Here is a 24,806-nt window from a genome sequence, read left to right as displayed (position 1 = left end):
TCCTTACTTACGGCCTTTACGCTGCTTCTTCGGCTTGTCAGCCTTTTGCTCCACTTCAGCCATTCCGCCTAGAACTTCACCTTTGAAGATCCAGGTTTTAATGCCGATAACACCGTAAGTGGTGTGAGCAGAAGAAGTTGCGTAATCAATGTCAGCACGAAGTGTGTGCAGTGGCACACGGCCTTCACGGTACCACTCGGTACGAGCAATTTCAGCACCGCCTAGACGGCCGCTTACTTCTACTTTGATACCTTTGGCACCTAGACGCATTGCGTTTTGTACCGCGCGCTTCATCGCACGACGGAACATAACACGGCGCTCTAGCTGAGAAGCGATGCTGTCGCCAACAAGTTGTGCGTCCAGCTCTGGCTTACGTACTTCAGCGATGTTGATTTGCGCTGGTACACCGGCTAGTTTCGCAACATGTGCGCGTAGCTTCTCAACGTCTTCGCCTTTCTTACCGATAACCACACCAGGGCGTGCAGTGTGAATGGTCACACGGATGCTCTTGGCAGGGCGCTCGATAACGATGCGAGATACTGACGCTTTTTTCAGTTCGTTAGTCAAGAACTGACGTACCTTAAAGTCGCCGTCTAGGTTGTCAGCGAAATCTTGGTTATTAGCAAACCAAGTGGAATTCCAAGGCTTTACGATGCCTAGACGAATACCATTAGGATGTACTTTTTGACCCATTGCTTTATCTCCTCGTCTCTTAGCGGTCTGCTACAACAACAGTGATGTGGCTAGAACGCTTCAAGATGCGATCGGCACGGCCTTTTGCACGAGGCATAATACGCTTCATGATTGGGCCTTCATCAACGAAGACTTTGGCGACGCTTAGATCGTCGATATCCGCACCTTCGTTATGCTCGGCGTTTGCAATAGCAGATTCCAACACTTTCTTAACCAGATCAGCCGCTTTTTTGTTGCTGAAAGTCAGAATTTCTAGTGCTTGTGCTACGTCTTTACCGCGCACTTGATCCGCAACCAAACGTGCTTTTTGAGGCGAGATACGAGCAAAGCGATGTTTAGCAATAGCTTCCATTTCTTACCCCTTAACGCTTCTTAGCTTTCTTATCAGCAGCGTGGCCGCGATAAGTACGTGTTGGTGCAAACTCGCCCAGCTTGTGACCGATCATTTCTTCAGAAACGAAAACGGGTACATGCTGACGACCATTATGGACAGCGATGGTCAATCCGATCATCTGTGGGATGATCATTGAACGACGGGACCAAGTCTTTAAAGGCTTCTTGTCACCGCTTTCCACCGCTTTCTCTACCTTCTTCAGCAAGTGCAGGTCAATAAAAGGACCTTTCTTGAGAGAACGTGGCATGGCTTATCCTCTGATAATAATTACTTGTTACGACGACGTACGATGTACTTGTCGGTACGTTTGTTCTTACGGGTCTTGAAGCCTTTAGTTGGCATACCCCAAGGTGATACTGGGTGACGACCACCTGAGGTACGGCCTTCACCACCACCGTGTGGGTGGTCAACTGGGTTCATTGCAACACCACGTACGCTTGGACGTACGCCTTTCCAGCGTGACGCACCGGCTTTACCCAGTTCGCGTAGCATGTGCTCTGAATTACCCACTTCGCCTAGGGTCGCACGACCTTCAGCAAGAACTTTACGCATTTCACCGCTGCGCAGGCGGAGTGTGACATATGCACCGTCACGAGCAACGATCTGAGCATAAGCACCCGCAGAACGTGCAAGCTGAGCGCCTTTACCAGGTTTCAGCTCGATGTTGTGGATAGTAGAACCCACTGGGATGTTACGCATTGGCAGGGTGTTACCTACCTTGATAGCTGCATCTGCACCAGATTGGATCTGATCACCGGCTTTTAGGCCTTTAGGTGCAATGATGTAACGACGTTCACCATCCGCATAAAGTACAAGCGCGATGTTTGCACTGCGGTTTGGATCGTATTCAAGACGCTCAACTTTCGCTGGGATACCGTCTTTAGTACGTTTGAAGTCAATTACACGGTAATGATGTTTGTGACCACCACCGATATGACGCACTGTGATTCGACCGTTGTTATTACGACCACCAGACTTAGAGTTTTTCTCTAGTAGTGGTGCGTATGGCTTGCCCTTATAAAGATCTGGGTTAACCACTTTAACAAGGTGACGACGACCCGGTGAAGTCGGCTTACATTTGATAATAGCCATTTGCTGTTACTCCTCCGTCTTACTCTGCGCCGCCAACGAAGTCGATGTCCTGACCTTCTTTCAAGATAACGTACGCTTTTTTCCAATCGCTACGGCGACCTTCGCGCATACCTTGACGTTTGGTCTTACCCTTAACTACTAGGGTACGAACAGACTTAACTTCAACTTCGAACAGTTTTTCAACTGCCGCTTTGATCTCTTTCTTAGTTGCTTCTTTAGCTACTTTAAACACGATAGTGTTCGCGCTTTCAGCAGCCATCGTTGCTTTTTCAGAGATGTGCGGAGCACGCAGAACTTTTAGGATACGCTCTTCAGTGATCATGCCAGCATCTCCTCAACTTGTTTAACTGCTTCAGCAGTCATCACGACTTTGTCGAAAGCGATCAAGCTAACTGGGTCGATGGTACCTGCATCGCGTACGTCAACCTTGTACAGGTTACGTGCAGCAAGGAACAGATTCTCATCAACTTCTGCAGTTACGATCAGAGCGTCGTTCAGCTCAAGCTCTTTCAGCTTAGCGACAAGCTCTTTAGTTTTTGGTGCTTCAACAGAGAAGTTATCAACAACGATCAAGCGCTCTTGACGAACTAGCTCTGACAGAATGCTCTTCAGAGCACCACGGTACATCTTTTTGTTAACTTTCTGGCTGTGGTCCTGAGGACGAGCTGCGAAAGTGACACCACCGCTGCGCCAGATTGGGCTGCGGATTGTACCTGCACGGGCGCGACCAGTACCCTTCTGACGCCATGGCTTAGCACCGCCACCAGATACGTCTGAACGAGTTTTCTGAGCGCGAGTACCTTGACGGGCACCAGCTGCGTATGCAACGACTACCTGGTGAACCAGGGCTTCGTTGAATTCACGCCCGAAGGTAGTTTCGGAAACAGTTAGCGCGTCGGCGCCTTTGACTACCAATTCCATTACTATCTCCTCGACGTTACGCTTTAACGGCTGGTTTAACGATCACGTTGCCACCTGTAGCACCTGGGACTGCACCTTTGATAAGAAGCAGATTGCGCTCAGTGTCAACACGTACGATCTCTAGGTTTTGAGTCGTTACACGCTCAGCACCCATGTGACCTGCCATTTTTTTGCCTTTGAATACGCGACCTGGAGTCTGACATTGACCGATAGAACCAGGAGCACGGTGAGACAAAGAGTTACCGTGGCTCATGTCTTGAGTACGGAAGTTCCAACGCTTAACGCCGCCTTGGAAGCCCTTACCTTTTGACGTGCCAGTAACGTCTACTTTTTTGATTTCAGCGAATAGATCAACGTTTAGCTCAGCGCCAACTTCGAACTCTTCACCATTTTCCAGACGGAATTCCCACAGACCGCGGCCCGCTTCAACACCTGCTTTCGCAAAGTGGCCAGCTTGTGCCTTATTTACACGGTTTGCTTTCTTCGCGCCTGTAGTAACTTGAATTGCGGCATAACCGTCAACTTCAGGCTTACGCACCTGAGCAACACGGTTCGCTTCAACTTCAACTACGGTTACCGGGATAGATACGCCATCTTCGTTGAAGATACGAGTCATACCGACTTTACGACCGACTAGACCAATCATTATCTACTCCCCCTTAGCCCAGGCTGATTTGAACATCAACGCCCGCAGCAAGGTCAAGACGCATCAGAGCGTCAACAGTCTTGTCTGTTGGCTCAACGATGTCGATCAGACGTTTGTGAGTACGAATCTCGTACTGGTCACGTGCGTCTTTGTTTACGTGCGGAGAAATAAGAACGGTGAAGCGCTCTTTACGAGTAGGTAGAGGGATTGGACCCTTAACCTGTGCGCCAGTGCGCTTAGCGGTTTCAACGATTTCCGCGGTAGACTGATCGATCAAGCGATGATCGAACGCCTTTAGGCGGATACGGATACGTTGGTTCTGCATGAGACAGAGCTCCAAATTCAAAAATTTTTACACAAACAATATCGCCATTCTACCTCACTAGAGCGAGGGAATGCCGATTAATTTATGTGAAACCGTAGTGCCAAAATTAGGCACATTGTCAGCCATTATATTATGACTGCGAACATAAGCGGAGTATACATTAAACGAACAGTTTACTGTTCCATTCCTCGATGCTCATTGGTTCACAACTGCGTCGGAAGTCCGAAGACTTAAGCAGTGCGCAGCATTATACCGATGCCGCACCCTATTGCAAGTCTTGGTTAAAAAATAAGCCCAAACAAAAACGCACCCATGGGGTGCGTTCATCTACCGCGATAGCGTAAGCCTCGCCTTAGTCTTTATCGCTCGCATCTTCAATCATCTGCGCTTGGTTATAATTTTCGAGTCCCACTTTCTCAATCAGACCTAGCTGAGTCTCCAGCCAATCAATGTGTTCTTCCTCATCATCGAGAATATACTGGAACAAATCTCGCGAGACGTAATCGCGTATGCTTTCGGTGTAGGCAATGGCTTCTTTCAAGTCTTCGTGTGCCTGCATCTCTAGCGCGAGGTCACACTCAAAAATTTCTTGCGTATCTTCGCCGATACGTAATTTACCTAAATCTTGTAAGTTCGGCATCCCTTCTAAGAACAAGATGCGCTCAATCAACTTGTCCGCGTGCTTCATCTCATCAATCGACTCTTCATATTCTTTATGAGCAATGACTTTTAAGCCCCAGTCTTTGAACATACGTGCATGAAGGAAGTACTGGTTGATGGCAATAAGTTCATTGCCGAGCACGGTATTTAAAAACGCAATCGATTTTGGGTCGCCTTTCATGGCAAAAGCCTCCTTATGGGTTCTATTTATCAACTGTAGAACCCATAAGGAGGCTGTCAAATTTTACTCAGTACTCCTGAGTTAGCTCGCTTGCTGTAACGTAATCACTTGCACCTGATCGTGAATCACCTCTTTGGCCTGACGCACACATTTACCACACTGTGAACCCAGCGGAGTGAGCCGACGCAGTTCGCGAATGCTAGTCACGCCTTGTTGATTCACAAGCTGCTTAATGGTTTTATCCGATACAGCATGGCAAATACATACAAACATTATTCTCACCCTACAACATAAACTATAACGAGAATAGTTTGCATTGCGCTTCAGGTAAAGGGTTTTTATATAACAATTGATTATTTACGTAATAGCTACACAAGCAAAAAAGATCGCGTAAAGCCAAAGCGCCATACGGTCAATGTCTGGGGTGCTGCCATAAAAAAAGGAGCGCAATGCGCTCCTTTTTCAGTGGTATGTTTAACTCAACGCATTACGCGATGATGTTAGCAACAACACCAGCACCTACGGTACGGCCACCTTCACGGATAGCGAAACGTAGACCTTCGTCCATCGCGATTGGCGCGATCAACTCAACAACCATCTTGATGTTGTCACCAGGCATTACCATCTCAACGCCTTCTGGCAGTTCGATAGTACCGGTCACGTCAGTTGTACGGAAGTAGAACTGTGGACGGTAGCCTTTGAAGAACGGAGTATGACGGCCGCCTTCGTCTTTAGACAGTACGTACACTTCTGACTCGAACTTAGTGTGCGGGGTGATTGAACCAGGCTTCGCCAGTACTTGACCACGCTCAACTTCGTCACGCTTAGTACCACGCAGAAGAACACCAACGTTCTCACCAGCACGGCCTTCGTCTAGAAGCTTACGGAACATTTCAACACCAGTACAAGTGGTCTTGGTGGTGTCTTTCATGCCCACGATTTCTACTTCGTCACCAACGGTGATGATGCCTTGCTCAACACGACCAGTTACTACAGTACCACGGCCTTGGATTGAGAATACGTCTTCGATTGGCAGAATGAACGGCTTGTCGATCGCACGCTCTGGCTCTGGGATGTAAGAATCCAGTGCTTCCGCTAGCTCAATAATCTTCTGTTCCCACTGCTCTTCACCGTTCAGAGCACCTAGTGCTGAACCTTGGATTACTGGGCAGTCGTCACCTGGGAAGTCATACTCTGAAAGCAGCTCACGTACTTCCATTTCAACTAGCTCAAGCAGCTCTTCATCATCAACCATGTCACATTTGTTCATGAATACGATGATGTATGGGATGCCTACCTGACGGCCTAGCAGGATGTGCTCACGAGTCTGTGGCATTGGGCCATCAGTCGCTGCTACTACTAGGATACCACCGTCCATTTGCGCTGCACCGGTGATCATGTTTTTCACGTAGTCGGCGTGCCCTGGGCAGTCAACGTGCGCGTAGTGGCGAGTTGGCGTATCGTATTCTACGTGCGAAGTCGCGATGGTGATACCACGCTCACGCTCTTCTGGTGCGTTGTCGATTGATGCGAAGTCACGCGCTGCACCACCGTGTACTTTTGCAAGTACAGTACAGATAGCGGCAGTCAGAGTAGTTTTACCGTGGTCAACGTGGCCGATAGTACCAACGTTAACGTGCGGTTTCGTACGTTCAAATTTTTCTTTAGACACGATCGTCTTCCTTCCTAGTTGTGAGCTAAAGGTATCAACACCTAACTAGCTCAGAAGTCAGTATTGGATGCCGACAACACGCCGGCATCGAGACTAATAAAAATTAGCTACGCTCTGCAATCAGGGCGTCGGCAATGTTCTTAGGCACTTCGCCATACTCGCTGAATTCCATTGAGTATGAAGCACGACCCTGAGTTGCACTACGCAGGTCAGTGGCGTAACCGAACATTTCAGACAGTGGTACCTGAGCACGTACGATCTTCAGACCCGCTGGGCCCTCGTCCATACCGCCAATCAGGCCACGGCGACGGTTCAAGTCACCAACAACGTCACCCATCCACTCTTCTGGCGTAGTTACTTCTACTTTCATCATTGGCTCAAGCATAACAGGTTGCGCTTGCAGTGCACCTTTCTTGAATGCCATTGATGCAGCGATCTTAAACGCCATTTCGTTGGAGTCAACATCGTGGTAAGAACCATCGTACAGGGTTGCTTTAACGTCGAGCACTGGATAACCGGCAAGTACACCGTTTTTCATTTGCTCTTCAACGCCTTTCGCTACCGCGCCGATGTATTCACGAGGAACCACACCACCAACGATTTCGTCAACAAAGACAAAGCCTTCGTTTGGCTCAGATGGCTCAAGCTTCAGCCATACGTGACCAAACTGACCACGACCACCTGACTGCTTAACGAACTTACCTTCAACTTCCGTGCTACCACGGATAGTTTCACGGTACGCTACCTGAGGCTTACCAACGTTACATTCAACGTTAAACTCACGACGCATACGGTCAACGATAACGTCTAGGTGAAGCTCACCCATACCAGAAATCAGGGTCTGGCCAGACTCTTCGTCAGACTCAACGCGGAAAGATGGATCTTCTGCTGCTAGTTTACCTAGCGCGATACCCATTTTCTCTTGGTCTGCTTTAGACTTAGGCTCAACCGCGATCTGAATAACTGGATCAGGGAATTCCATACGCTCTAGGATTACTTTTGAATCCATCGCACACAGAGTATCACCCGTGGTTACGTCTTTTAGACCAACCGCGGCCGCGATGTCACCAGCGCGAATTTCTTTGATTTCTTCACGCTTGTTCGAGTGCATCTGCACGATACGGCCTAGGCGCTCACGCTTCTGCTTAACAGAGTTGTAAACAGTGTCGCCTGAGCTTACAACGCCCGAGTAAACACGCATAAAGGTCAGCGTACCTACGAATGGGTCAGTTGCAATTTTGAATGCCAGCGCGGAGAACGGTTCTTTGTCGTCTGCGTGACGCTCAATTGGGTTGCCGTCTTCGTCTTCACCTTTGATTGACTTAACGTCGATTGGTGAAGGTAGGAATTCGATAACCGCATCCAGTACCGCCTGAACACCTTTGTTCTTAAATGCAGAACCACAGGTTGCCAATACGATTTCGTTATCTAGAGTACGCTGACGCAGCGCCTTCTTGATTTCTTCTTCAGACAATTCACCATCTTCAAGGTACTTGTCCATCAGCTCTTCAGACGCTTCTGCAGCAGACTCAATCAAGAAGTTGTGCCACTCTTCTGCTTGCTCTTGAAGTTCAGCTGGAATCTCTTCATAGGTATAAGTCATACCCATGTCTTCTTCATTCCAGTTGATAGCTTTCATTTTGATCAGGTCAATAACGCCCTTGAACTCGTCTTCAGCACCGATATTCAAGTGAATTGGCACAGGGGTCGCGCCAAGACGGTTTTTGATTTGATCAACAACGCGTAGGAAGTCTGCGCCCGCACGGTCCATCTTGTTGACGAAAACCATGCGTGGAACTTCATATTTGTCAGCCTGACGCCATACGGTTTCAGACTGAGGCTCAACACCAGAAGAACCACAGAAAACAACAACTGCACCATCAAGAACACGCAGTGAACGCTCTACTTCGATAGTGAAGTCAACGTGTCCTGGGGTGTCGATGATGTTAACACGGTGTTGTTCGAATTGGTGATCTGAACCTTGCCAGAAAGTGGTGGTTGCTGCAGAGGTGATGGTAATACCACGCTCTTGCTCCTGCTCCATCCAGTCCATGGTAGACGCGCCGTCGTGGGTCTCACCAATCTTGTGGTTAACGCCTGTGTAGAACAGGATTCGTTCGGTAGTGGTGGTTTTACCGGCGTCTACGTGAGCACAAATACCGATGTTACGGTAGCGCTCGATAGGGGTTTTACGAGCCACAATAGTATCCTCTTACTAAGGTTAACCTTAGAAAATGGGTTCGGCGCGCCACCGAAGTGACGCGCCATGAAGGCATTACCAGCGGTAATGTGCGAACGCTTTGTTCGCGTCTGCCATACGGTGAACGTCTTCACGTTTCTTAACAGCAGTACCTTTGTTTTCAGACGCATCAAGCATCTCGTTGGCCAGGCGCTGAGCCATAGATTTTTCACCACGCTTACGAGCAGCTTCAACCAACCAACGCATAGCCAGCGCGTTACGACGCACAGGACGTACTTCTACTGGTACTTGGTAAGTTGAACCACCTACACGGCGAGATTTAACCTCGACCGCTGGGCGTACGTTTTCAAGAGCTTGTTCGAATACAGCCAAGTGCTCTTTACCAGAACGCTCAGCCATGATGTCTAGTGCACCGTAAACGATTTTTTCAGCAGTTGACTTCTTACCGTCAACCATCAGGATGTTCACAAATTTTGCCAGCAATTCTGATCCGAACTTAGGATCTGGAAGAATTTTACGCTGACCAATTACGCGACGACGTGGCATGGATTATCTCCGTTGTCTTCTTCAGGTTTTATCCAAAACTTTTCAGTTTTTTCAAAATTCAATTGTTTGAGTGTTTGGCCTTACTTAACGGAATCCATTAAGACTTAGGACGCTTCACACCGTACTTAGAACGACCTTGTTTACGGCCGTTAACGCCTGCACAGTCAAGTGCGCCACGAACAGTGTGGTAACGCACACCCGGCAAGTCTTTTACACGACCGCCGCGGATAAGCACAACGCTGTGCTCTTGCAGGTTGTGGCCTTCACCACCGATGTATGAGGTTACTTCGTAACCGTTAGTCAAACGCACACGGCATACTTTACGCAGTGCTGAGTTTGGTTTTTTTGGCGTAGTGGTGTAAACACGAGTACAAACACCACGTTTTTGCGGACACGCTTCCAGCGCAGGCACGTTGCTTTTCGCAACTTGCTTCAGGCGTGGTTTGCGTACCAGCTGGTTAATAGTTGCCATTAAATAGCTCCTGATATTACTTAACGTATAAGTGTGAAAAATCTATCCCCAATAAAACGGGGACGCGAAATTTTAGGCGCCGACTTATAGGGTGTCAAGATTTATACAGAGATCTTTGCATCGTCTGTTTTTTCACCGATAGCAAGGAAGGCATTTTTATCCTTCGATAGCCTAGTCGATCACCATGTCATTTGCGTGACGTGATCCTCAGTGAGTTGAACCAAGCCTTGCATATCAATCTGTTTAACTTGCGGATGTAGATGCGCTTGCACCCCGCGGGCCATCACATCTTCTTCTAGCACATAAACCGAACGGTTATCTGTAAAAAGCGCCGCACCCAGAGGGCTATCGGCCAGTGCGCCGAGGACAGCATCATTGATCAAGACAATGACACTGTCAGGAGTGGCATACGCCAAACAGTGCGACAGCGCATGCGTTGCATAAGGGGACGATTTGATAATATGTAGCATCTGACTCTCTTAAAAATGCAGAATGCGATCGCAGCGAGCGAGCTTTGCCTGAATATGCTCACGTTCCAGCACTTCGCCCGTCAACACGCGCGCCGCATCACCCATGCCTCTCGCCATCAGTGACGCTTGGCAAATATAGATATCTTCTACATCACACAGCGGTAGCATTTTAAAGCTGGCAATATAATCGCGACTCAGCACTGTGCTTGGGCGCTGCCCATCAATCAATTGCATCACCCCATCGCCAATGAAGAACACGCTAATCGTTTCGCAAAAGGCTGACGCCGCTAATAGCGCATCTAACCCCTCTCGTCCGCTCGCGGAACCATGCGGTGCGGTTGAAAAAACAAACCCGAGTTGCATACGTCCTCTTAAAATTGCAGTACACGATCGGCAGTCAACAAAGCTTCTGCTAAGGCTCCGAGACCGGCTTGTTGATACCCATCAGCTAGGTTCGCTTGTGACAAGCCATGCTGCATCGCTTCTTGCTCGCTCACAATACCGCGGCGTAATGCGGCAGCCACACAGGTTTCGAGTTGAACCTGATGTTCATTGGCTAAAGTCTGCCATGCATTAACCAAGTCAAATTCGTCATTCGCAGGCACCGTTGTCGCAGCCCCGTTTAATACACCATCTTGGTAGAAAAACACTTTGCTGACACTGTGCCCTTTGGCAATGGCCGCACACGCAAATTGATAGGCCGTACGCGCAAGTTGCGTCCCATAAGCCGGCTCTGAGACCACGAGTACGTAATTGAGGCTCATTTTTCCCCATCTCCCGTTTTGCGTTGGCGCACGTAAAGATACACAGTGTGCTTCGATATGTTGAGCCTATCAGCGACACGGTGAATAGCATCTTTGATATCAAAGATCCCTTTATCATACAGCGCCATCACAATTTGGCGGTTCTTGGTGTTATTAGACACACTTTTATCCGCGTTGACTTCTTCAATGGTACGCTCAACGGTTTGGTCCACCAGCTCTTCTACATCACTGGCAAAGTTAACCGATGACGCGGCTTGCTTGGCTTGATCATCAGGCATAAACGCTTGCAGCACCTGAGAGAAAGGGGCATCCAAGTTTATATTGATACATAACAGCCCGATAATGCGGCTTTCACCATTGCGGATGGCAACCGTGATCGATTTCATTAAGGTGCCGCTTTTCGCGCGCGTAAAGTAGGCGTGAGAAAAATTACGCTCAGACCCCTCAATGTCCCGCAACATCCGTAAGGCCAAATCCGTGATGGGAGACCCCACTTGGCGACCGGTGTTTTCACCATTGGCAATTTTGATTGCTGACTTGTTCAAGTCTTCTAGCGAGTGCAATACGATTTCACAATGCTCGCCAATCAGCGCAGCCAAGCCGTCTACGACCGCGGCATAAGAGTGTAAAATCACACTGTCTTGCGCAGTAAATGGATTCGGCTCAATGAGCTCGCTTTCTGTCATGATTTCTGCGCCAAAATGCTCTGTCGGTACCACGTACGCCTATCCTTATTCGACAGTGAATCTGTGTTTATCTCAGCCAAGTTTAACAGAATCCGGCCCTAAAAAAGCAAAAGCCCCGGCAAAGCCGAGGCATTTTGGCGCGAAAACAAGCGTCAGGTTTACCCTTCACTCGCCTTCTCTTTGTTGGCATCGTCTTTGATTTCCAGTAGCTCAACATCAAACACAAGCGTTGAGTTCGCAGGAATGGACGCCGTATCTTGGTCACCGTAAGCCAGCTCTGGCGGGATCACGAAGGTAAATTTAGATCCAACTGGCATCAGCTGCACCCCTTCGGTCCAACCTGGGATCACACGATTAAGCGGGAAGGTTGCTGGCTCGCCACGATCGTAAGAGCTATCAAATTGGGTACCATCTGTTAGCGTGCCTTTGTAGTGCACCACCACAGTGTCTTCCGCCGCGGGTTTTTTACCGTCACCTAAGCTATCCACTTTGTATAACAAGCCAGATTCGGTTTCTTTCACGCCCTCTTGGCTCGCAAATTCAGTGCGATACTTTTCACCGTCAGCCAGCGCAGCTTCTGCTTTCTCTTTGGCTTGTTGCTGGGCCAGCTCAGTCACGCGTTGATCGAGTGACTGCAGTGCCGCTTGCGCTTGCTCGTCGGTCAGCTTGGATTCGCCATTAAAGACGTCCTGCACCCCTTGCAATACCAACTCTTTATCTAAATCCAAACCGATGTCGGCTTGTTGCTCTAGGTTGGCGTTGAGGTATTGCGCTAAAGACGCACCAATCGCGTAGGCTGCCTTGTCGTCATCATTAGCAAACGACGCTTCCGCTTGCGCCTGCTCAGCGGCTTGGTTCGTCTGCTCGACGTTGGCGTCGTCTTGTTGACAGCCGACGGCAAGGGCAACGGTTGCCGCGAGTAGCGACATCTTCATTACTGATTTCATTGGGTACTCCGTTGATGGTAAGGATAAATCCTCGTATGGTTGTCACTGACGCATCAACAATGCGAAAGCCTGATTCTATCAATATACTCGTGGTTATATGGCTGCACGTTTCGGAACTCAAGCATCATGCCCAAAATTCGCCACATTGTTTGCATTTTTCTCATCGCCATCACGCTAACTGGCTGTTGGCAGTCTGGCAAAGAAGCCCAGCGTTGGTCAATCCATCCTGAAGGCGCCACCAGCTTTAGCCTGAGTAGAGACGGGCGATTTGCGCTGCTCGCCTCCGAAGAAACCGACATTGTGCTGTGGGATCTGGTCACCAACCAAAAGCTGGCGGATCTTGGGCCCCAAGATCCCAATGCGAACCCTGTGGTGGTCAGCCATATCTCCGACAATAAACGCTATGCCATCACCGCGACCGCGCAAAATTTTGCTGTCTGGGATCTTGCCTGGAGCCAAGCCGAGGGCTTGTGGTCGGTCTCTGAAGGCATTATCCGTGATGCGGCTATCAGCAACAACGGCCAAAAAGTGGTCCTCGCGATGTCGGACGGCAAAGCGCTATTCATCGACTTAGGCACAGGAAGACGCTTAGAGTTCCTTGCCCATCGCGATAAAGTCAATGCAGTCGCCATTTCCCCGAACGGCGCTTACGTCCTCTCAGGGGGCAATGACCATCATGCCTATTTTTGGGACACTAATTCCGGGCAAATTATCAACGACTTTCCTTATGACCAACGGGTGAAGCAAGTGGCGCTGCAACGGGAAGGAAAGTATGCCTTTGTCTCAGATGGCAGCAATCAAGCGATTATCTGGGCCTTACCCAGCGGTGAAAAAGTCAGTCAACTAGATATCTTTGCGCGCCAAGCGATTTATGCCAGTGCACGCTTTTCCGATGACGGCCGCCGACTCGCCACAGGCACCCCCTCACAGCGGGTCGAGCTTTGGAATGTTCAGACCGGTGAGAATCTAGGACGTTGGGAGGCATTGGCACAACCCAATACTCGCCCTCCCAGCGCGGTCGTGTATGATGTCGCCATCGACCCAACCGGCCGTGTGATATCCGGTACCTCGGCGGGTATCGCCCAGGCTTGGTTAACCGACACCCCTTAATGCAGTGAGAAACAAAAATGAGTGAGATTGGCAAATTACAGCAACAAATTGACGATCTGGAGTGCAAGGTCGCGTTTCAAGAAGACACAATAGAACAGCTCAATGACGCTCTCACCCAACAGCAAGGCGATATTGAGCGTATGACAGTGCAAATTCAGTATTTGGTCGGCAAACTGAAGGACGTTGCGCCGGCCAACATCGCCAGCCAATCGGAAGAAACCCCACCGCCGCATTATTAATGGCCAAGCGCTGGTGTCGATACACGCCTAAAGACGGCGGATATGAAATAAAAAAAGGCGCCAAACCGGCGCCTTTTCTCGTTGCTAATCACTGATTAGTGATCGTGACCGCAGCCACCTTCTTGGTGAATATGGCCATGAGCAATTTCGTCTTCGGTTGCTGCACGTAGATCAACCACTTCCACAGAGAATGACAGAGTTTGGCCTGCCAGCATGTGGTTGGCATCAACAACAACTTCGTCACCGTCAACTTCGGTGACTTCAACCGGGATCTGACCTTGGTCAGTTTCCGCCATAAAGCGCATGCCGACTTCCACTTGGTCTACGCCTTGGAATACGTTCGCCGGTACGCGTTGTACCATGGCTTCTTGATACTCACCGTATGCATCGTCAGGACCTACGGTCACTTCAAACGCGTCGCCTTTCTCACGACCTTCCAGTGCCTTTTCCAGACCAACGATCAGGTTACGGTGACCGTGTAGGTACTGGAGGGGTTCTTGCGCTGTTGATTCATCAACTAACGCACCGTCTTCATTTTTTACTTGGTAGGCCAGGCTGACCACCACATCATTTGCAATTTTCATGCTCGCTCCGAGACCGGAAGGTTAATGGACTGCCGATGATAACGGATTCCCTACTCCGGTTTAAAGATCCCAATGACATTCTCTGCCGGCGGGGTTTCAGACTGTGACTGCTGTGCCGAATCCGGAAGCCGACTCTCATGGTAATCGCAGCTGACACATTCCACTTTGTCAATATTGTTTTCGCGCCAGACTCGCAAGGTGTCTTGACGCTGACATTTGGGGCACGCCGCCCCGGCAATAAAGCGCTTTTTCACAATTCCATCCTATTCATCTCGGTTCCAACTCTGGTGGCGCTCAATATCACCACGCATTTCCCGATCAAAGATCTCTTCCAATTCTTTACGCGCCTCTTTCACGCGTGAAGCGGCAACCATATCTTCATTGTGCTGGGGTAAGAGGTCTTGCAATACCCGCATATCTAGCTTGCGGAACAACACCTCGGCACGTTTTGCTTTGTAAGGGTGCATTCCCAAAGACTCTAGCGTCTGTCGACCTAAATCAAGCGCGCCAAGAAATGTCTCCCGCGACAAGGTTTCGACGCCTAAGCCCATGAGCTGATAAGCCTCCACCCGACTTCGTGCTCGCGCTAATATCTTTAAGTTAGGGAAATGCCGCTGACAAAGATCAACAATCTCCATCACTTCATCCGGCGAGTCGGTGCAAATCACAATCGCCTCTGCGCTTTGCGCCCCTGCCGCCCGAAGTAAATCAAGCTGCGTCGCATCACCGTAATACACATCATACCCGAACTTGCGTAACAGTTTGATTTGGGTGGGATCACGTTCCAAGATGGTGACACCAATTTTGTTGGCAAACATCAACCGACCGACCACCTGACCAAACCGACCAAAGCCCGCGATGATGACGCGCGCGTCATGTTGATCAAATTGCGTCTGTGGCGGTAACTCTTCCGGTTCATTAAAGGTGCGTTCAAACCAGCGTTGCTGCAAGGTAAGCATCAAGGGGGTGGTCATCATCGACAGACTCACCACCACCAGCAAGAAGGCATTCAATTCTTGGCTGAGTAACCCTTCTGCGCGTGCCGCCGTAAAGATCACGAAAGCAAATTCACCGCCTTGGCTAAGCAACACCGCCATTTGACTGCGCGCTTTAGGTGCCACACCAAATAGACGCGCAAGCAGATAGATAAGTAACGCCTTACCGCACACCAGTGCAAGTACCGCACCGAGCAAAGTCAGCGGATATTCAAGCAGTAGACCTAAATCCACCGCCATCCCGACCGCAATAAAAAACAGCCCTAACAGCAACCCTTTAAAGGGGTCGATGGCGGTTTCGAGTTCGTGGCGATACTCACTCTCCGCAAGCAGCACACCTGCTAGGAACGAACCTAACGCCATCGAAAGACCCAACTGCTGCATCGCAAGCGCAATGCCAATCACCAAGGCCAGTGCTGCCACGTTAAACAGCTCGCTGACCCCGCTCATGACCACCAAACGGAATAGAGGCCGAAGCAAGAAATGCCCGCCAACCAACAGCGCGCCAATGCCCATAAACATCCATAGCACATCTAACCAGCTGCCGAGGCTGCCTCCTGCCAGTGCGGGCATCACCGCTAACATGGGGATGACCGCGATATCTTGAAACAACAGAATCGCAAACCCTGCTTGACCGGATTCACTGCGCATAAGGCGCTGATCTTCCATAATTTTCATCGCAATGGCGGTGGAGGAAAGCGCCATGGCCATACCCACAATAAAGCCCTGCCGTTCCGTCAGTCCAAACATCACCCCGACGGCACCTATCACCAAGGTAGTCACCACCACTTGGCTGCCGCCCAGGCCCAGTATCGGCCGACGCATCTGCAGCAGTTTTTTAGGATTCAGCTCCAAGCCAATCAGAAACAGCAGCAATACCACCCCGAATTCAGAAAAATGGAGAATAGACTCCACATCGCTGATAAGCCCGAGCCCCCATGGTCCAATCACGATGCCGGCCATCAGATAGCCTAATACCGAGCCCATCCCTAACCGCTGCGCGAGTGGGACGGCAATCACCGCCGCTAACAGAAAAATAAAGGCCGCGGACAGCAAGTTATGCTCCATGCTCACCTCCCGCATGGGCGAGCGGATCACGAATCCAATCGGCATACAGTTCCGCAAACGCATCCCGGTCGGCATCACTCACACGGCGTGCCCAGTGCAAGACCAGCGGCGGGAGCCACGTCATGCGGCACAGGGCGGCGGTCAGCTCAAACGGTTGGAGAAGCTCTTGCATCGAATACTTGTTGTATCCGCTTTTGGTGAACGCCTCAGCCGCCCCTCCGGTGGTGACGACAAAACGGCAGGTTTTTCCTGCTAGCGCATCGCCTCCCTCGCCATGCGCAAAGCCTTTGCCTAGCACCACATCAATCCATTCTTTCAATAACGCCGGACAGGAATACATTTGTAGCGGGTGTTGAAAAACGATCACATCAGCTTGTTGCACCCGTCGGCGCTCATCGTGCACATCAACCACAAAGTCGGGATAAGTTGCGTAAATATCGTGAACAGTCACATGCGAAAACGAAGAGATAGCGGCAAGCAGACGTCGGTTCGCCACCGACTGATCGGGGTCGGGATGGGCAAAGATCACCAACACCGACGCGGGGTCTTGATGTGCATCCTTGTCATTGGGCATAGGCATCCTTGTTATCACGGCAAGAGTCAGTTTTCATGCTTGTTTTTAACCTTAACACACAAAACACACAACACAGATCGCGCCAGTTAGGCCGACTGGCGGGGAAATTTGGCAATCCCCGCACCAAGCTGGTATAACGACGACGCACCCAAACCACACTAGCGCACTGAATAATCATGATTAGCTTTTCTGACATCCAATTACTGCGCGGTGGCAAGCCACTGCTCGATCATACTTCTGCCACCATCCATCCCGGCGACAAAGTCGGATTGGTCGGCAAAAACGGCTGTGGCAAATCCAGCTTGTTTGCACTGCTTCGCCACCAGCTGACGTTAGATGCAGGCAGCTATCATTATCCTAGCCAATGGCAAGTAGCATGGGTGGCGCAAGAAACGCCCGCACTGGAAAAAAGTGCGCTCGAGTATGTCATTGATGGCGATGCTGAATACCGTGAACTGCAGATGGCCTTAGCGGATGCGGAACAACGCGATGACGGTCATGCCGTGGCGACCTTACACGATAAACTGGATGCCATTGGTGGCTATAGTATTGAGGCGCGCGCTGCCAGTTTGCTCGATGGTTTGGGCTTTAGTCAGGCGCAGATGCAATGGTCCCTCACGCAATTTTCGGGCGGCTGGCGGATGCGCTTAAACCTTGCCCAAGCACTGCTGTGCCGTTCCGACCTCTTGCTGCTTGATGAGCCAACCAACCACCTCGATTTAGATGCCGTGATGTGGCTAGAAAAATGGCTGCAGCAATACCCCGGTACCTTGGTACTGATTTCTCACGACCGTGACTTTCTTGACCCTGTGGTCAACCGCATTATTCACATTGAGCATCAACAGCTAAATGAATACACGGGCAATTATTCCCACTTCGAGCAGATGCGGGCGCAGAAGCTGGCGCAACAACAAGCGCAGTTTGAAAAGCAAAAAAAGCAGATTGCCCACATGCAATCTTACATCGACCGCTTTCGGTATAAAGCCTCAAAGGCGCGCCAAGCGCAAAGCCGGATTAAGGCACTGGAGCGGATGGAAAAGGTGTTACCGGCGCAATACGATAATCCATTTAGCTTTACCTTTTTCACCCCAGATGCGCTCCCAAATCCTATCTTGATGATGGATAAGGTCGCTGCGGGGTACGACAAGACCCCGATTGTGGAAAATATCCGCCTCAACCTGGTCCCTGGCGCGCGTATTGGTTTGTTGGGCCGCAATGGTGCGGGTAAGTCTACGCTGATCAAACTCCTTGCTGGCACCTTGCCAGCCATGGCCGGTGAGCTCAGTTACTCCCAAGGGGTAAAAATTGGCTATTTTGCGCAGCATCAACTCGACACGTTGCGCATTGACGAAACCCCACTGCAACATATGAATCGCCTTGCGCCCACCACAGCCGAGCAAACGCTACGTGACTTCTTAGGGCGCTTTGGCTTTCAGGGTGATAAAGCGCTTGAGACCATTGGTCCCTTTTCGGGAGGCGAGAAGGCTCGCTTGGTATTAGCGTTATTGGTGTGGCAAAAGCCAAACCTGCTGCTGCTTGACGAACCGACTAACCACCTTGATTTAGATATGCGCCAAGCCTTGACGCTTGCCCTACAATCGTTTGAAGGGGCGATGGTGATCGTAAGCCATGATCGCTTTTTGCTGCGCGCGACCACCGACGATCTTTATCTTGTCGACAACGGCGCGGTGCAACCCTTTGACGGTGACTTACACGACTACCATCGCTGGCTTGGCGAGCAACAGCGTGCCGACCGCGCGGAAAGTAAAAAACAAAACGCCGATGACAAAGCCGCCCCCCAGCAACGTCAGGTCGATCGTAAGGCACAAAAGCGTCGCGAGGCCGAACTTCGCCAAAAAACCGCGCCACTTCGTAAAAAAATTGACAGCCTAGACACAAAAATCGAACAGCTCTCTGCCATTATTGCCGATGCAGAGACCAAACTGGCCGACCCAACAATTTATGGCGCAGACCAAAAAGCCCAACTCGCGGAACAATTACAACGCCAGGCTGATGCCAAATCAGCGCTGGAAGAGGTAGAGCAAGAATGGATGGAGCGACAGGAAGAACTGGAAGCCATGGAGGCGGCATTCAATCAAGCCTAATTCCCGGCCAAGCGAATGCAGCCGACCTGTGGCAGTTTTGTTTGCAACACTATGGCAAGCAAGACGTCAAACAGGCGTGTCTTAAATTGCAAGATCAGCATCAGGGCAACGTCAACCTTGCCCTGTTGCTGGCTTGGCTGGAAAGCCATGGCTATGGCCTTGCCCCAGAGAGCCTCAGCCAACTTAAACAATCGCTCAGCCGCTCTGAGCATTTGCTGATTGCCTACCGCAACCTACGTCGCGATATCAAACCGCGCGTTGGCGCGGGACAATATAAAAAAATGCTGAATTTCGAGCTCAGCCTCGAGAAGTTCCAACAACAAGACCTCATCCACGCCTTGAATCAACAAACATGGCTGACCGAGTCGCCCTCGCCGTTGGCGTATTATTGCCGTCAGCTCTCGCCCTCGGCCAAATCGCTCTATCCCGCTCTGCGCGCCAGTGTGATCAAAGACGATGAGCAAGGAGACGCTGATGACGCCCTTTGAACCGATTCCCAGCGCCCGTAATCCTCATCTACAAACCATCATGCCACGGCTGATGCGGCGGCAACCCGTGATCTCTCCTTTATGGCAGCAGCTGGATTTACCGGATGGTGATTTCGTCGATCTCGCTTGGACGCAGACGCCTCAGCCCGGCCAACCGATAGTGACCCTTTTTCATGGCCTCGCTGGCAGTTTTCATAACCCGTACGCGAATGGATTACTGGCTGCTTTTCAGCGCCAAGGCTGGTGCGGTGTGGTGATGCACTTTCGTAGTTGCAGTGGCCGCTTAAACCGCGTCCCGCGCACTTATCACTCAGGCGAGACACAGGATGCGCGCTATTTTTTGACCACATTACGCATGCGTTATCCTCAGCATCCCATTCATGCCGTGGGCGTATCGCTAGGCGGCAACATGCTGGTGCGCTATTTGGCAGAGTATGCGGATGATCCGATTGTCTCCAGCGGCTGCGCAGTGTCACCCCCCTTAGACCTTGCCGCCTGCTCGTTACGCATTCAGCAAGGATTCTCACGTGTCTACCAAGCGTACCTGCTTCGCTCAATGCGACAAACCCTGTCAGATAAGCTTACGCGACACGCCCAAGTGGGTCGTTGGCAAGCTGGCGAGCAGCCCCGTATTTCGACCTTATTCGAGTTTGATCAAACCGTCACCGCACCACTGCATGGGTTTGAGGACGCACATCATTACTACCAGCAATGCAGTGGCTTATCCGTATTGCCTGCGATCCGCGCCCCTTTGACCATCATTCATGCCAAAGACGATCCTTTTATGACTGATGCGGTGATCCCAACCACGCCATTACCGGCCAATATACGCTATCAACTCACTGACCATGGCGGACATGTTGGGTTTGTCACTGGCCATTGGCGTGCACCGCGTTTATGGTTGGAAGAGGCAGTGCCCGCGTGGATAGCTGAGCAACTCGACACCTGATGCCCCAATCGTCACGATAAATTGTGACTAAATCGACATAGACACACTGCACCTACACGCATAATTCGGTAAAATGGGAGCTAATTCACAACCTAAGCATGGAGATGGCGTCCGTGCCATCCCGATGTCAGCAAAAGGTGATGTAGTATGATGGTTCCATGGCAATCTGTGCCAGCCGAGACCTTGACCAATTTAATTGAACACTTTGTGTTGCGGGAAGGGACAGATTACGGTGAGCAGGAAGTCAGCTTTGCTGAGAAAGTTGAACAAGTGCGTGAACAATTAAAATCCGGCGACGCCGTGATTGTATACTCTGAGCTGCATGAGACAGTGGATATTCGTCGTCAGCGCGATCTCAGACCGTAACACCGCCTCCCCTTGTGGGCTGCGGTGTAAATTCAGACTGATCAATGACAGGGCTCGTCATGTCGGCTAAACACCCAATCATCGCTGTGACCGGTTCATCCGGCGCAGGCACAACCACGACCTCCGAAGCGTTTCGTAAGATGTTCAATATGATGAACATCAAAGCCTCTTGGTTAGAGGGCGATAGCTTTCACCGCTTCACGCGGCCAGAAATGGATGTTGAGATCCGTAAAGCCCGTGAACAAGGTCGTCATATTAGCTACTTTGGTCCCACGGCCAACGATTTCCCACGCCTTGAGCAATTTTTTAAAGAATATGGCGAACAAGGCACAGGTAAATACCGTCGTTATCTACACACCTTTGATGAAGCCGTGCCTTATAACCAAATGCCGGGCACTTTCACCCCCTGGCAAGATCTGCCTGAAAATACCGACGTATTATTTTATGAAGGCTTGCATGGCGGGGTGGTGGATGGTGACGTCAATGTCGCCCAACATGTTGATTTACTGATCGGCATGGTGCCTATCGTTAACTTGGAGTGGATTCAAAAGTTTGTCCGCGATACGCGCGACCGAGGCCATTCCCGCGAGGCTGTCACGGACTCGATCGTGCGCTCCATGGATGATTATTTACACTACATTACGCCGCAGTTTTCTCGCACACATATTAACTTCCAACGTGTCCCGACCGTAGACACATCCAACCCGCTGAATGCAAAAGGGATCCCTTCACTCGACGAAAGCTTTGTTGTGATCCGCTTTCGTGGCATGAAGAACGTCGATTTTCCTTATTTACTGCAAATGATCAGTGGCGCCTTTATGTCTCGGCACAACACGCTGGTCGTGCCCGGCGGTAAAATGGGATTTGCGATGGAGCTGATTATTCGCCCCTTGATCCAACAGTTGATTGAGAAAGGCAAGATAGGTTAACCGCCGTAGCGCACTTAACGTGTATTACTTCTCAGGTCGTGATCTTAGCCACATTTTTGCCGATTTTTTAGGCGGTTGGCTTAGATCAAAATCAAGAAATCCAGATAGAAAAAAGATACACTCTTGTTAACATACAGTGAGCTTGTAGCCTGCGCCAAGACCTCGTATTCTGTGCATTGGACTGATGGGTTTCCATTCAGACAAAGACAGGACGTCGTTGCCGGGCAACACATGCAGAGGAAATAAGTTATATGGTTCCAGGAAAACCTCAAACAGACCCTACACTCGAGTGGTTCCTTTCACATTGTCATATTCACAAGTACCCGTCCAAAAGTACTCTGATCCATGCAGGGGAAAAGGCGGAGACCTTGTACTACATCGTGAAAGGTTCTGTGGCCGTACTAATCAAAGATGAAGAAGGCAAGGAGATGATCCTGTCTTACCTTAACCAAGGTGACTTCATCGGCGAACTTGGTCTGTTCGAAGAGGACCAAGAGCGCACCGCATGGGTACGTGCGAAATCACCTTGCGAAGTGGCAGAAATTTCATTCAAGAAATTCCGCCAGCTGATCCAAGTTAACCCAGACATTTTGATGCGTCTATCCTCTCAGATGGCGCGTCGCCTGCAAGTGACCAGCCAGAAAGTGGGAGACCTTGCCTTCCTGGACGTGACCGGCCGCATTGCGCAAACCCTACTGAACTTGGCGAAGCAACCTGACGCCATGACTCACCCTGACGGCATGCAAATCAAGATCACGCGTCAAGAGATTGGTCAGATTGTTGGCTGTTCGCGTGAGACGGTTGGGCGTATCCTTAAAATGCTGGAAGAGCAGAACCTTATCTCAGCTCACGGTAAAACCATTGTGGTTTACGGCACACGCTAATCCTCGCGTGTTGCGACAAAACCGGCGCTTTTGCGTCGGTTTTTTTATTTTTATTGACTGGAAACTCATTACCTAAGTTCTACACTTCAGAAACGACCCATCTAACAACTGATTAACAGGATGTCGTTTATGAGAAGCTTACGTCAAACCCTTGCTGCATTGCTACTCGCGGCGGTTTCTTCAACTGCTGCGGCGAATATCACCATTGTCCATCCAGAACCACGGGCTGGCTCTGCCCTCGATTTATACGCTATCGACTTGATTGAGTTTTTAGCGGAAAAATCGGGTGAGTCTGTCACTTTACAGGCCTTTCAAGGCCAAATTGGCTCTCAGTCTCGTAAAGTGGAAATGCTAAAACAAGGACGACTGACGGTAGATTGGCTCGGGGCCGACCGTACCCTTGAGTCAGAGTTACTTCCCATCCGTTATCCAGTCTTTCGGGGTCTATTAGGCCATCGCTTGTTCATTACCAATCAAGCCACCGAACCCAAGCTTGCACAAATCAGTGACCAAGCAGGGCTCAATAGTCTGACCATGATCCAAGGGCAAGGCTGGGCGGATGTGAAGGTCTTGCAGTCGGCGGGATTTCGGGTTCGAGAAATCTCAAGCTTTGAGAATATCTTTAAAGGCGTCGATACCGGACGGGCCGACCTCTTCCCGCGTGCGCTTATCGAACCTTTTAGCGAGCTGGCAGAGCGACCTCAATATACAAATCTGTTGGTTGATCCGCACTTAATGCTGATCTATCGCTTCCCAATGTTCTTGTTTGTATCGCCCCAAAACCCAGAGGTAGCGACCATGCTCAACGATGCCTTTGCGGCCGCCTATCAAGACGGATCCTTCATCGAATTTTTTGAGAATGCCCCTCTGGTAAAAGAGACCTTTGAGAAAGCCAATATTGGTGAGCGCACCTTTATTCGGGTCGACAACCCACATCTGAGTAATGAGACTCAGGCAATTGACGATACATTCTGGCTCGATATTGAAAGTCGCTAAACACCGCCAACTAAAAAAGGAGAGCATCGCTCTCCTTTTCGTCTCTCGCCACTATTGATGCGTACTTTCAAAGATTTTATCAGCCGAGGCGGCGACAAAACCTTGATAAAGTTCACCGTCCGGAAGCGGATACCGTTTCGCAAACTCGTAGAAACCACCCGGAATATCATGGCGTGCATCGCTAAATTGCACCGGCACGCGATCAGCCATCGTCGAGGATTGCTCCAAAAAGACTGACGCATCCCCTTTGACCTCCCCGCCAGATTCGTTAATGGTAAACCCATTTTGGCGCAAGGTATCGTTGACCGCTTGACAGCTATCATGGTTATTCAGCTGATTCACGCTGACGGTAAAGTGGTTCGCCCCATAGCCATGCGCTGCCACCCAAGCTGCATATTCACTTTCATCCGCTAACGTCTTGTAGGTTTGCCAATCCAACTCCCACAAACGTCCTTGATGAAGAAAATCGCTCCCTTTCAGCGCATCATCATCCACATTCGCCACTAAGTCGCGCACGATAGATTGCAATGTTGTCGAGCATTGGCCCACCATCAATTCACTAATAAACACTTTCGGCATCAAGGGATCGGGATGCTCGTAGTGACGTGCGTTGAGCTTCTTCGCTTCAAAGGTATACTCACCTTTCGGCTCATAGCCCAACGCAATAAAAGGACGGGCAAGCTTGTCCAGCCCCACATTAGGCAGTGCAAAGGTGCGCAGTGCAATATGATCATTGATCAGGGGTTGGCCTTCTTCGAGCAACCCATGCACTTTCTGCGCAGAAGGGCAAAGACGCTGGGTGTAGTCTTGCCACAATCTGTCAAATAACGCTTGGCAACTATCCATGTTG

33 protein-coding genes are annotated in these 24,806 nt (G+C 50.3%); 9 read left to right on the top strand and 24 right to left on the bottom strand.

Annotation, left to right across the window (positions count from 1 at the left end):
• Positions 1-3: 3 nt before the first annotated feature.
• From rpsC to fkpA, 19 genes are all read right to left on the bottom strand, one after another.
• On the bottom strand, positions 4-693 hold the full coding sequence (gene rpsC, locus N7E60_RS01465; protein WP_069590761.1) for a 30S ribosomal protein S3: 690 nt from the start codon (positions 691-693) through the stop codon (positions 4-6).
• Positions 694-712: 19 nt separating this feature from the next.
• Positions 713-1,045, bottom strand: a complete 333-nt coding sequence (gene rplV, locus N7E60_RS01460; protein ID WP_069590759.1) for a 50S ribosomal protein L22 — start codon at positions 1,043-1,045, stop codon at positions 713-715.
• A gap of 10 nt (positions 1,046-1,055) precedes the next feature.
• A complete protein-coding gene (gene rpsS / locus N7E60_RS01455; protein ID WP_021024467.1) occupies positions 1,056-1,334 on the bottom strand; it encodes a 30S ribosomal protein S19 in 279 nt (92 codons plus the stop codon).
• Between the two features lie 20 nt (positions 1,335-1,354).
• A complete protein-coding gene (rplB, locus tag N7E60_RS01450) occupies positions 1,355-2,179 on the bottom strand; it encodes a 50S ribosomal protein L2 (protein ID WP_069590757.1) in 825 nt (274 codons plus the stop codon).
• A gap of 19 nt (positions 2,180-2,198) precedes the next feature.
• Entirely contained in the window at positions 2,199-2,501 is a 303-nt protein-coding gene (gene rplW, locus N7E60_RS01445; RefSeq protein ID WP_069590756.1) for a 50S ribosomal protein L23, read from the bottom strand.
• Entirely contained in the window at positions 2,498-3,100 is a 603-nt protein-coding gene (gene rplD / locus N7E60_RS01440) for a 50S ribosomal protein L4 (protein WP_069590755.1), read from the bottom strand. Before rplD ends, rplW begins: the two co-directional genes overlap by 4 nt.
• Before the next feature lie 16 nt (positions 3,101-3,116).
• On the bottom strand, positions 3,117-3,746 hold the full coding sequence (gene rplC / locus N7E60_RS01435) for a 50S ribosomal protein L3 (RefSeq protein WP_069590754.1): 630 nt from the start codon (positions 3,744-3,746) through the stop codon (positions 3,117-3,119).
• A gap of 13 nt (positions 3,747-3,759) precedes the next feature.
• Complete coding sequence (gene rpsJ, locus N7E60_RS01430; RefSeq protein ID WP_002541412.1) at positions 3,760-4,071, bottom strand: 30S ribosomal protein S10; 312 nt, start codon at positions 4,069-4,071, stop codon at positions 3,760-3,762.
• Between the two features lie 352 nt (positions 4,072-4,423).
• Positions 4,424-4,912, bottom strand: a complete 489-nt coding sequence (bfr, locus tag N7E60_RS01425; protein ID WP_077458530.1) for a bacterioferritin — start codon at positions 4,910-4,912, stop codon at positions 4,424-4,426.
• Positions 4,913-4,993: 81 nt separating this feature from the next.
• Entirely contained in the window at positions 4,994-5,185 is a 192-nt protein-coding gene (gene bfd / locus N7E60_RS01420; RefSeq protein ID WP_069590747.1) for a bacterioferritin-associated ferredoxin, read from the bottom strand.
• 214 nt (positions 5,186-5,399) lie between these two features.
• On the bottom strand, positions 5,400-6,584 hold the full coding sequence (gene tuf / locus N7E60_RS01415; protein WP_096630667.1) for an elongation factor Tu: 1,185 nt from the start codon (positions 6,582-6,584) through the stop codon (positions 5,400-5,402).
• A gap of 103 nt (positions 6,585-6,687) precedes the next feature.
• A complete protein-coding gene (fusA, locus tag N7E60_RS01410) occupies positions 6,688-8,784 on the bottom strand; it encodes an elongation factor G (protein WP_269597942.1) in 2,097 nt (698 codons plus the stop codon).
• 75 nt (positions 8,785-8,859) lie between these two features.
• Positions 8,860-9,330 (bottom strand): 30S ribosomal protein S7, encoded by a 471-nt coding sequence (rpsG, locus tag N7E60_RS01405; protein WP_069589544.1) that lies wholly within the window; start codon positions 9,328-9,330, stop codon positions 8,860-8,862.
• Positions 9,331-9,427: 97 nt separating this feature from the next.
• Positions 9,428-9,802: a 30S ribosomal protein S12 gene (gene rpsL, locus N7E60_RS01400; protein ID WP_069589545.1), complete on the bottom strand. Its 375-nt coding sequence runs from the start codon at positions 9,800-9,802 to the stop codon at positions 9,428-9,430.
• A 179-nt stretch (positions 9,803-9,981) separates the two neighbouring features.
• Complete coding sequence (tusB, locus tag N7E60_RS01395; RefSeq protein WP_077640986.1) at positions 9,982-10,272, bottom strand: sulfurtransferase complex subunit TusB; 291 nt, start codon at positions 10,270-10,272, stop codon at positions 9,982-9,984.
• Between the two features lie 9 nt (positions 10,273-10,281).
• Positions 10,282-10,635, bottom strand: a complete 354-nt coding sequence (gene tusC, locus N7E60_RS01390; protein ID WP_269597941.1) for a sulfurtransferase complex subunit TusC — start codon at positions 10,633-10,635, stop codon at positions 10,282-10,284.
• A gap of 8 nt (positions 10,636-10,643) precedes the next feature.
• Positions 10,644-11,036: a sulfurtransferase complex subunit TusD gene (gene tusD / locus N7E60_RS01385; RefSeq protein WP_069589550.1), complete on the bottom strand. Its 393-nt coding sequence runs from the start codon at positions 11,034-11,036 to the stop codon at positions 10,644-10,646.
• Positions 11,033-11,755 (bottom strand): helix-turn-helix transcriptional regulator, encoded by a 723-nt coding sequence (locus N7E60_RS01380; RefSeq protein WP_077455137.1) that lies wholly within the window; start codon positions 11,753-11,755, stop codon positions 11,033-11,035. The genes tusD and N7E60_RS01380 overlap by 4 nt, the downstream gene beginning before the upstream one ends.
• Positions 11,756-11,880: 125 nt before the next feature.
• Positions 11,881-12,669, bottom strand: coding sequence for an FKBP-type peptidyl-prolyl cis-trans isomerase (fkpA, locus tag N7E60_RS01375; protein WP_069589552.1), 789 nt, complete (start codon positions 12,667-12,669; stop codon positions 11,881-11,883).
• A gap of 126 nt (positions 12,670-12,795) precedes the next feature.
• Between fkpA and N7E60_RS01370 the strand changes: the two genes are divergently transcribed.
• Positions 12,796-13,779 carry a WD40 repeat domain-containing protein gene (locus tag N7E60_RS01370; RefSeq protein WP_096630660.1) on the top strand — a complete coding sequence of 328 codons (984 nt, stop codon included), beginning with the start codon at positions 12,796-12,798 and terminating at the stop codon, positions 13,777-13,779.
• Between the two features lie 17 nt (positions 13,780-13,796).
• Positions 13,797-14,018 (top strand): SlyX family protein, encoded by a 222-nt coding sequence (locus N7E60_RS01365; protein WP_069589556.1) that lies wholly within the window; start codon positions 13,797-13,799, stop codon positions 14,016-14,018.
• A 95-nt stretch (positions 14,019-14,113) separates the two neighbouring features.
• Here N7E60_RS01365 and slyD read toward each other — a convergent pair whose 3' ends face one another.
• The 4 genes from slyD to kefG are packed head-to-tail and all read right to left on the bottom strand — an operon-like array spanning position 14,114 to position 17,239.
• Entirely contained in the window at positions 14,114-14,602 is a 489-nt protein-coding gene (slyD, locus tag N7E60_RS01360) for a peptidylprolyl isomerase (protein ID WP_077455135.1), read from the bottom strand.
• 50 nt (positions 14,603-14,652) lie between these two features.
• Entirely contained in the window at positions 14,653-14,856 is a 204-nt protein-coding gene (locus tag N7E60_RS01355) for a YheV family putative zinc ribbon protein (protein ID WP_077455134.1), read from the bottom strand.
• Positions 14,857-14,865: 9 nt separating this feature from the next.
• On the bottom strand, positions 14,866-16,665 hold the full coding sequence (gene kefB, locus N7E60_RS01350) for a glutathione-regulated potassium-efflux system protein KefB (protein WP_269597940.1): 1,800 nt from the start codon (positions 16,663-16,665) through the stop codon (positions 14,866-14,868).
• Entirely contained in the window at positions 16,655-17,239 is a 585-nt protein-coding gene (kefG, locus tag N7E60_RS01345; protein ID WP_269597939.1) for a glutathione-regulated potassium-efflux system ancillary protein KefG, read from the bottom strand. Before kefG ends, kefB begins: the two co-directional genes overlap by 11 nt.
• Before the next feature lie 176 nt (positions 17,240-17,415).
• Between kefG and N7E60_RS01340 the strand changes: the two genes are divergently transcribed.
• The 7 genes from N7E60_RS01340 to N7E60_RS01310 all read left to right on the top strand — a co-directional run bounded on the left by N7E60_RS01340 (position 17,416) and on the right by N7E60_RS01310 (position 23,956).
• Positions 17,416-19,344, top strand: a complete 1,929-nt coding sequence (locus N7E60_RS01340; protein WP_269597938.1) for an ABC transporter ATP-binding protein — start codon at positions 17,416-17,418, stop codon at positions 19,342-19,344.
• Complete coding sequence (locus N7E60_RS01335) at positions 19,287-19,832, top strand: TIGR02444 family protein (protein ID WP_096630649.1); 546 nt, start codon at positions 19,287-19,289, stop codon at positions 19,830-19,832. Before N7E60_RS01340 ends, N7E60_RS01335 begins: the two co-directional genes overlap by 58 nt.
• Positions 19,819-20,781 carry a hydrolase gene (locus tag N7E60_RS01330; RefSeq protein WP_269597935.1) on the top strand — a complete coding sequence of 321 codons (963 nt, stop codon included), beginning with the start codon at positions 19,819-19,821 and terminating at the stop codon, positions 20,779-20,781. The genes N7E60_RS01335 and N7E60_RS01330 overlap by 14 nt, the downstream gene beginning before the upstream one ends.
• 147 nt (positions 20,782-20,928) lie before the next feature.
• Positions 20,929-21,147 (top strand): YheU family protein, encoded by a 219-nt coding sequence (locus N7E60_RS01325; RefSeq protein ID WP_069589565.1) that lies wholly within the window; start codon positions 20,929-20,931, stop codon positions 21,145-21,147.
• A gap of 59 nt (positions 21,148-21,206) precedes the next feature.
• Entirely contained in the window at positions 21,207-22,076 is an 870-nt protein-coding gene (locus N7E60_RS01320; RefSeq protein ID WP_069589567.1) for a phosphoribulokinase, read from the top strand.
• 251 nt (positions 22,077-22,327) lie between these two features.
• On the top strand, positions 22,328-22,960 hold the full coding sequence (crp, locus tag N7E60_RS01315; RefSeq protein ID WP_002535199.1) for a cAMP-activated global transcriptional regulator CRP: 633 nt from the start codon (positions 22,328-22,330) through the stop codon (positions 22,958-22,960).
• A gap of 129 nt (positions 22,961-23,089) precedes the next feature.
• Positions 23,090-23,956, top strand: coding sequence for a type 2 periplasmic-binding domain-containing protein (locus tag N7E60_RS01310; RefSeq protein ID WP_269597934.1), 867 nt, complete (start codon positions 23,090-23,092; stop codon positions 23,954-23,956).
• 51 nt (positions 23,957-24,007) lie between these two features.
• Here N7E60_RS01310 and N7E60_RS01305 read toward each other — a convergent pair whose 3' ends face one another.
• Positions 24,008-24,802 (bottom strand): DUF1338 domain-containing protein, encoded by a 795-nt coding sequence (locus N7E60_RS01305; RefSeq protein WP_069590940.1) that lies wholly within the window; start codon positions 24,800-24,802, stop codon positions 24,008-24,010.
• Between the last annotated feature and the right edge of the window lie 4 nt (positions 24,803-24,806).

The organism is Salinivibrio proteolyticus (genome assembly GCF_027286365.1).
GTDB classification, from domain to species: Bacteria; Pseudomonadota; Gammaproteobacteria; order Enterobacterales; family Vibrionaceae; genus Salinivibrio; species Salinivibrio proteolyticus.
Note: the sequence above shows the minus strand (reverse complement) of the source record. Positions and strands in the feature narration are given on the sequence as shown.

Bases quoted from the DNA above. Each gene is read 5' to 3' on its own strand.
- N7E60_RS01335 (WP_096630649.1), top strand. From the start codon at position 19,287: ATGGATGGAGCGACAGGAAGAACTGGAAGCCATGGAGGCGGCATTCAA.
- kefG (WP_269597939.1), bottom strand. From the start codon at position 17,239: ATGCCCAATGACAAGGATGCACATCAAGACCCCGCGTCGGTGTTGGTG.
- rpsL (WP_069589545.1), bottom strand. From the start codon at position 9,802: ATGGCAACTATTAACCAGCTGGTACGCAAACCACGCCTGAAGCAAGTT.
- tusC (WP_269597941.1), bottom strand. From the start codon at position 10,635: ATGCAACTCGGGTTTGTTTTTTCAACCGCACCGCATGGTTCCGCGAGC.
- slyD (WP_077455135.1), bottom strand. From the start codon at position 14,602: ATGAAAATTGCAAATGATGTGGTGGTCAGCCTGGCCTACCAAGTAAAA.
- bfr (WP_077458530.1), bottom strand. From the start codon at position 4,912: ATGAAAGGCGACCCAAAATCGATTGCGTTTTTAAATACCGTGCTCGGC.
- rpsG (WP_069589544.1), bottom strand. From the start codon at position 9,330: ATGCCACGTCGTCGCGTAATTGGTCAGCGTAAAATTCTTCCAGATCCT.
- rplB (WP_069590757.1), bottom strand. From the start codon at position 2,179: ATGGCTATTATCAAATGTAAGCCGACTTCACCGGGTCGTCGTCACCTT.
- N7E60_RS01310 (WP_269597934.1), top strand. From the start codon at position 23,090: ATGAGAAGCTTACGTCAAACCCTTGCTGCATTGCTACTCGCGGCGGTT.
- rpsJ (WP_002541412.1), bottom strand. From the start codon at position 4,071: ATGCAGAACCAACGTATCCGTATCCGCCTAAAGGCGTTCGATCATCGC.
- kefB (WP_269597940.1), bottom strand. From the start codon at position 16,665: ATGGAGCATAACTTGCTGTCCGCGGCCTTTATTTTTCTGTTAGCGGCG.
- fkpA (WP_069589552.1), bottom strand. From the start codon at position 12,669: ATGAAATCAGTAATGAAGATGTCGCTACTCGCGGCAACCGTTGCCCTT.
- N7E60_RS01365 (WP_069589556.1), top strand. From the start codon at position 13,797: ATGAGTGAGATTGGCAAATTACAGCAACAAATTGACGATCTGGAGTGC.
- rplD (WP_069590755.1), bottom strand. From the start codon at position 3,100: ATGGAATTGGTAGTCAAAGGCGCCGACGCGCTAACTGTTTCCGAAACT.
- rplW (WP_069590756.1), bottom strand. From the start codon at position 2,501: ATGATCACTGAAGAGCGTATCCTAAAAGTTCTGCGTGCTCCGCACATC.
- N7E60_RS01305 (WP_069590940.1), bottom strand. From the start codon at position 24,802: ATGGATAGTTGCCAAGCGTTATTTGACAGATTGTGGCAAGACTACACC.
- N7E60_RS01330 (WP_269597935.1), top strand. From the start codon at position 19,819: ATGACGCCCTTTGAACCGATTCCCAGCGCCCGTAATCCTCATCTACAA.
- rpsC (WP_069590761.1), bottom strand. From the start codon at position 693: ATGGGTCAAAAAGTACATCCTAATGGTATTCGTCTAGGCATCGTAAAG.
- bfd (WP_069590747.1), bottom strand. From the start codon at position 5,185: ATGTTTGTATGTATTTGCCATGCTGTATCGGATAAAACCATTAAGCAG.
- crp (WP_002535199.1), top strand. From the start codon at position 22,328: ATGGTTCCAGGAAAACCTCAAACAGACCCTACACTCGAGTGGTTCCTT.
- rpsS (WP_021024467.1), bottom strand. From the start codon at position 1,334: ATGCCACGTTCTCTCAAGAAAGGTCCTTTTATTGACCTGCACTTGCTG.
- rplC (WP_069590754.1), bottom strand. From the start codon at position 3,746: ATGATTGGTCTAGTCGGTCGTAAAGTCGGTATGACTCGTATCTTCAAC.
- tusB (WP_077640986.1), bottom strand. From the start codon at position 10,272: ATGCTACATATTATCAAATCGTCCCCTTATGCAACGCATGCGCTGTCG.
- tusD (WP_069589550.1), bottom strand. From the start codon at position 11,036: ATGAGCCTCAATTACGTACTCGTGGTCTCAGAGCCGGCTTATGGGACG.
- rplV (WP_069590759.1), bottom strand. From the start codon at position 1,045: ATGGAAGCTATTGCTAAACATCGCTTTGCTCGTATCTCGCCTCAAAAA.
- N7E60_RS01325 (WP_069589565.1), top strand. From the start codon at position 20,929: ATGATGGTTCCATGGCAATCTGTGCCAGCCGAGACCTTGACCAATTTA.
- N7E60_RS01320 (WP_069589567.1), top strand. From the start codon at position 21,207: ATGTCGGCTAAACACCCAATCATCGCTGTGACCGGTTCATCCGGCGCA.
- N7E60_RS01340 (WP_269597938.1), top strand. From the start codon at position 17,416: ATGATTAGCTTTTCTGACATCCAATTACTGCGCGGTGGCAAGCCACTG.
- N7E60_RS01370 (WP_096630660.1), top strand. From the start codon at position 12,796: ATGCCCAAAATTCGCCACATTGTTTGCATTTTTCTCATCGCCATCACG.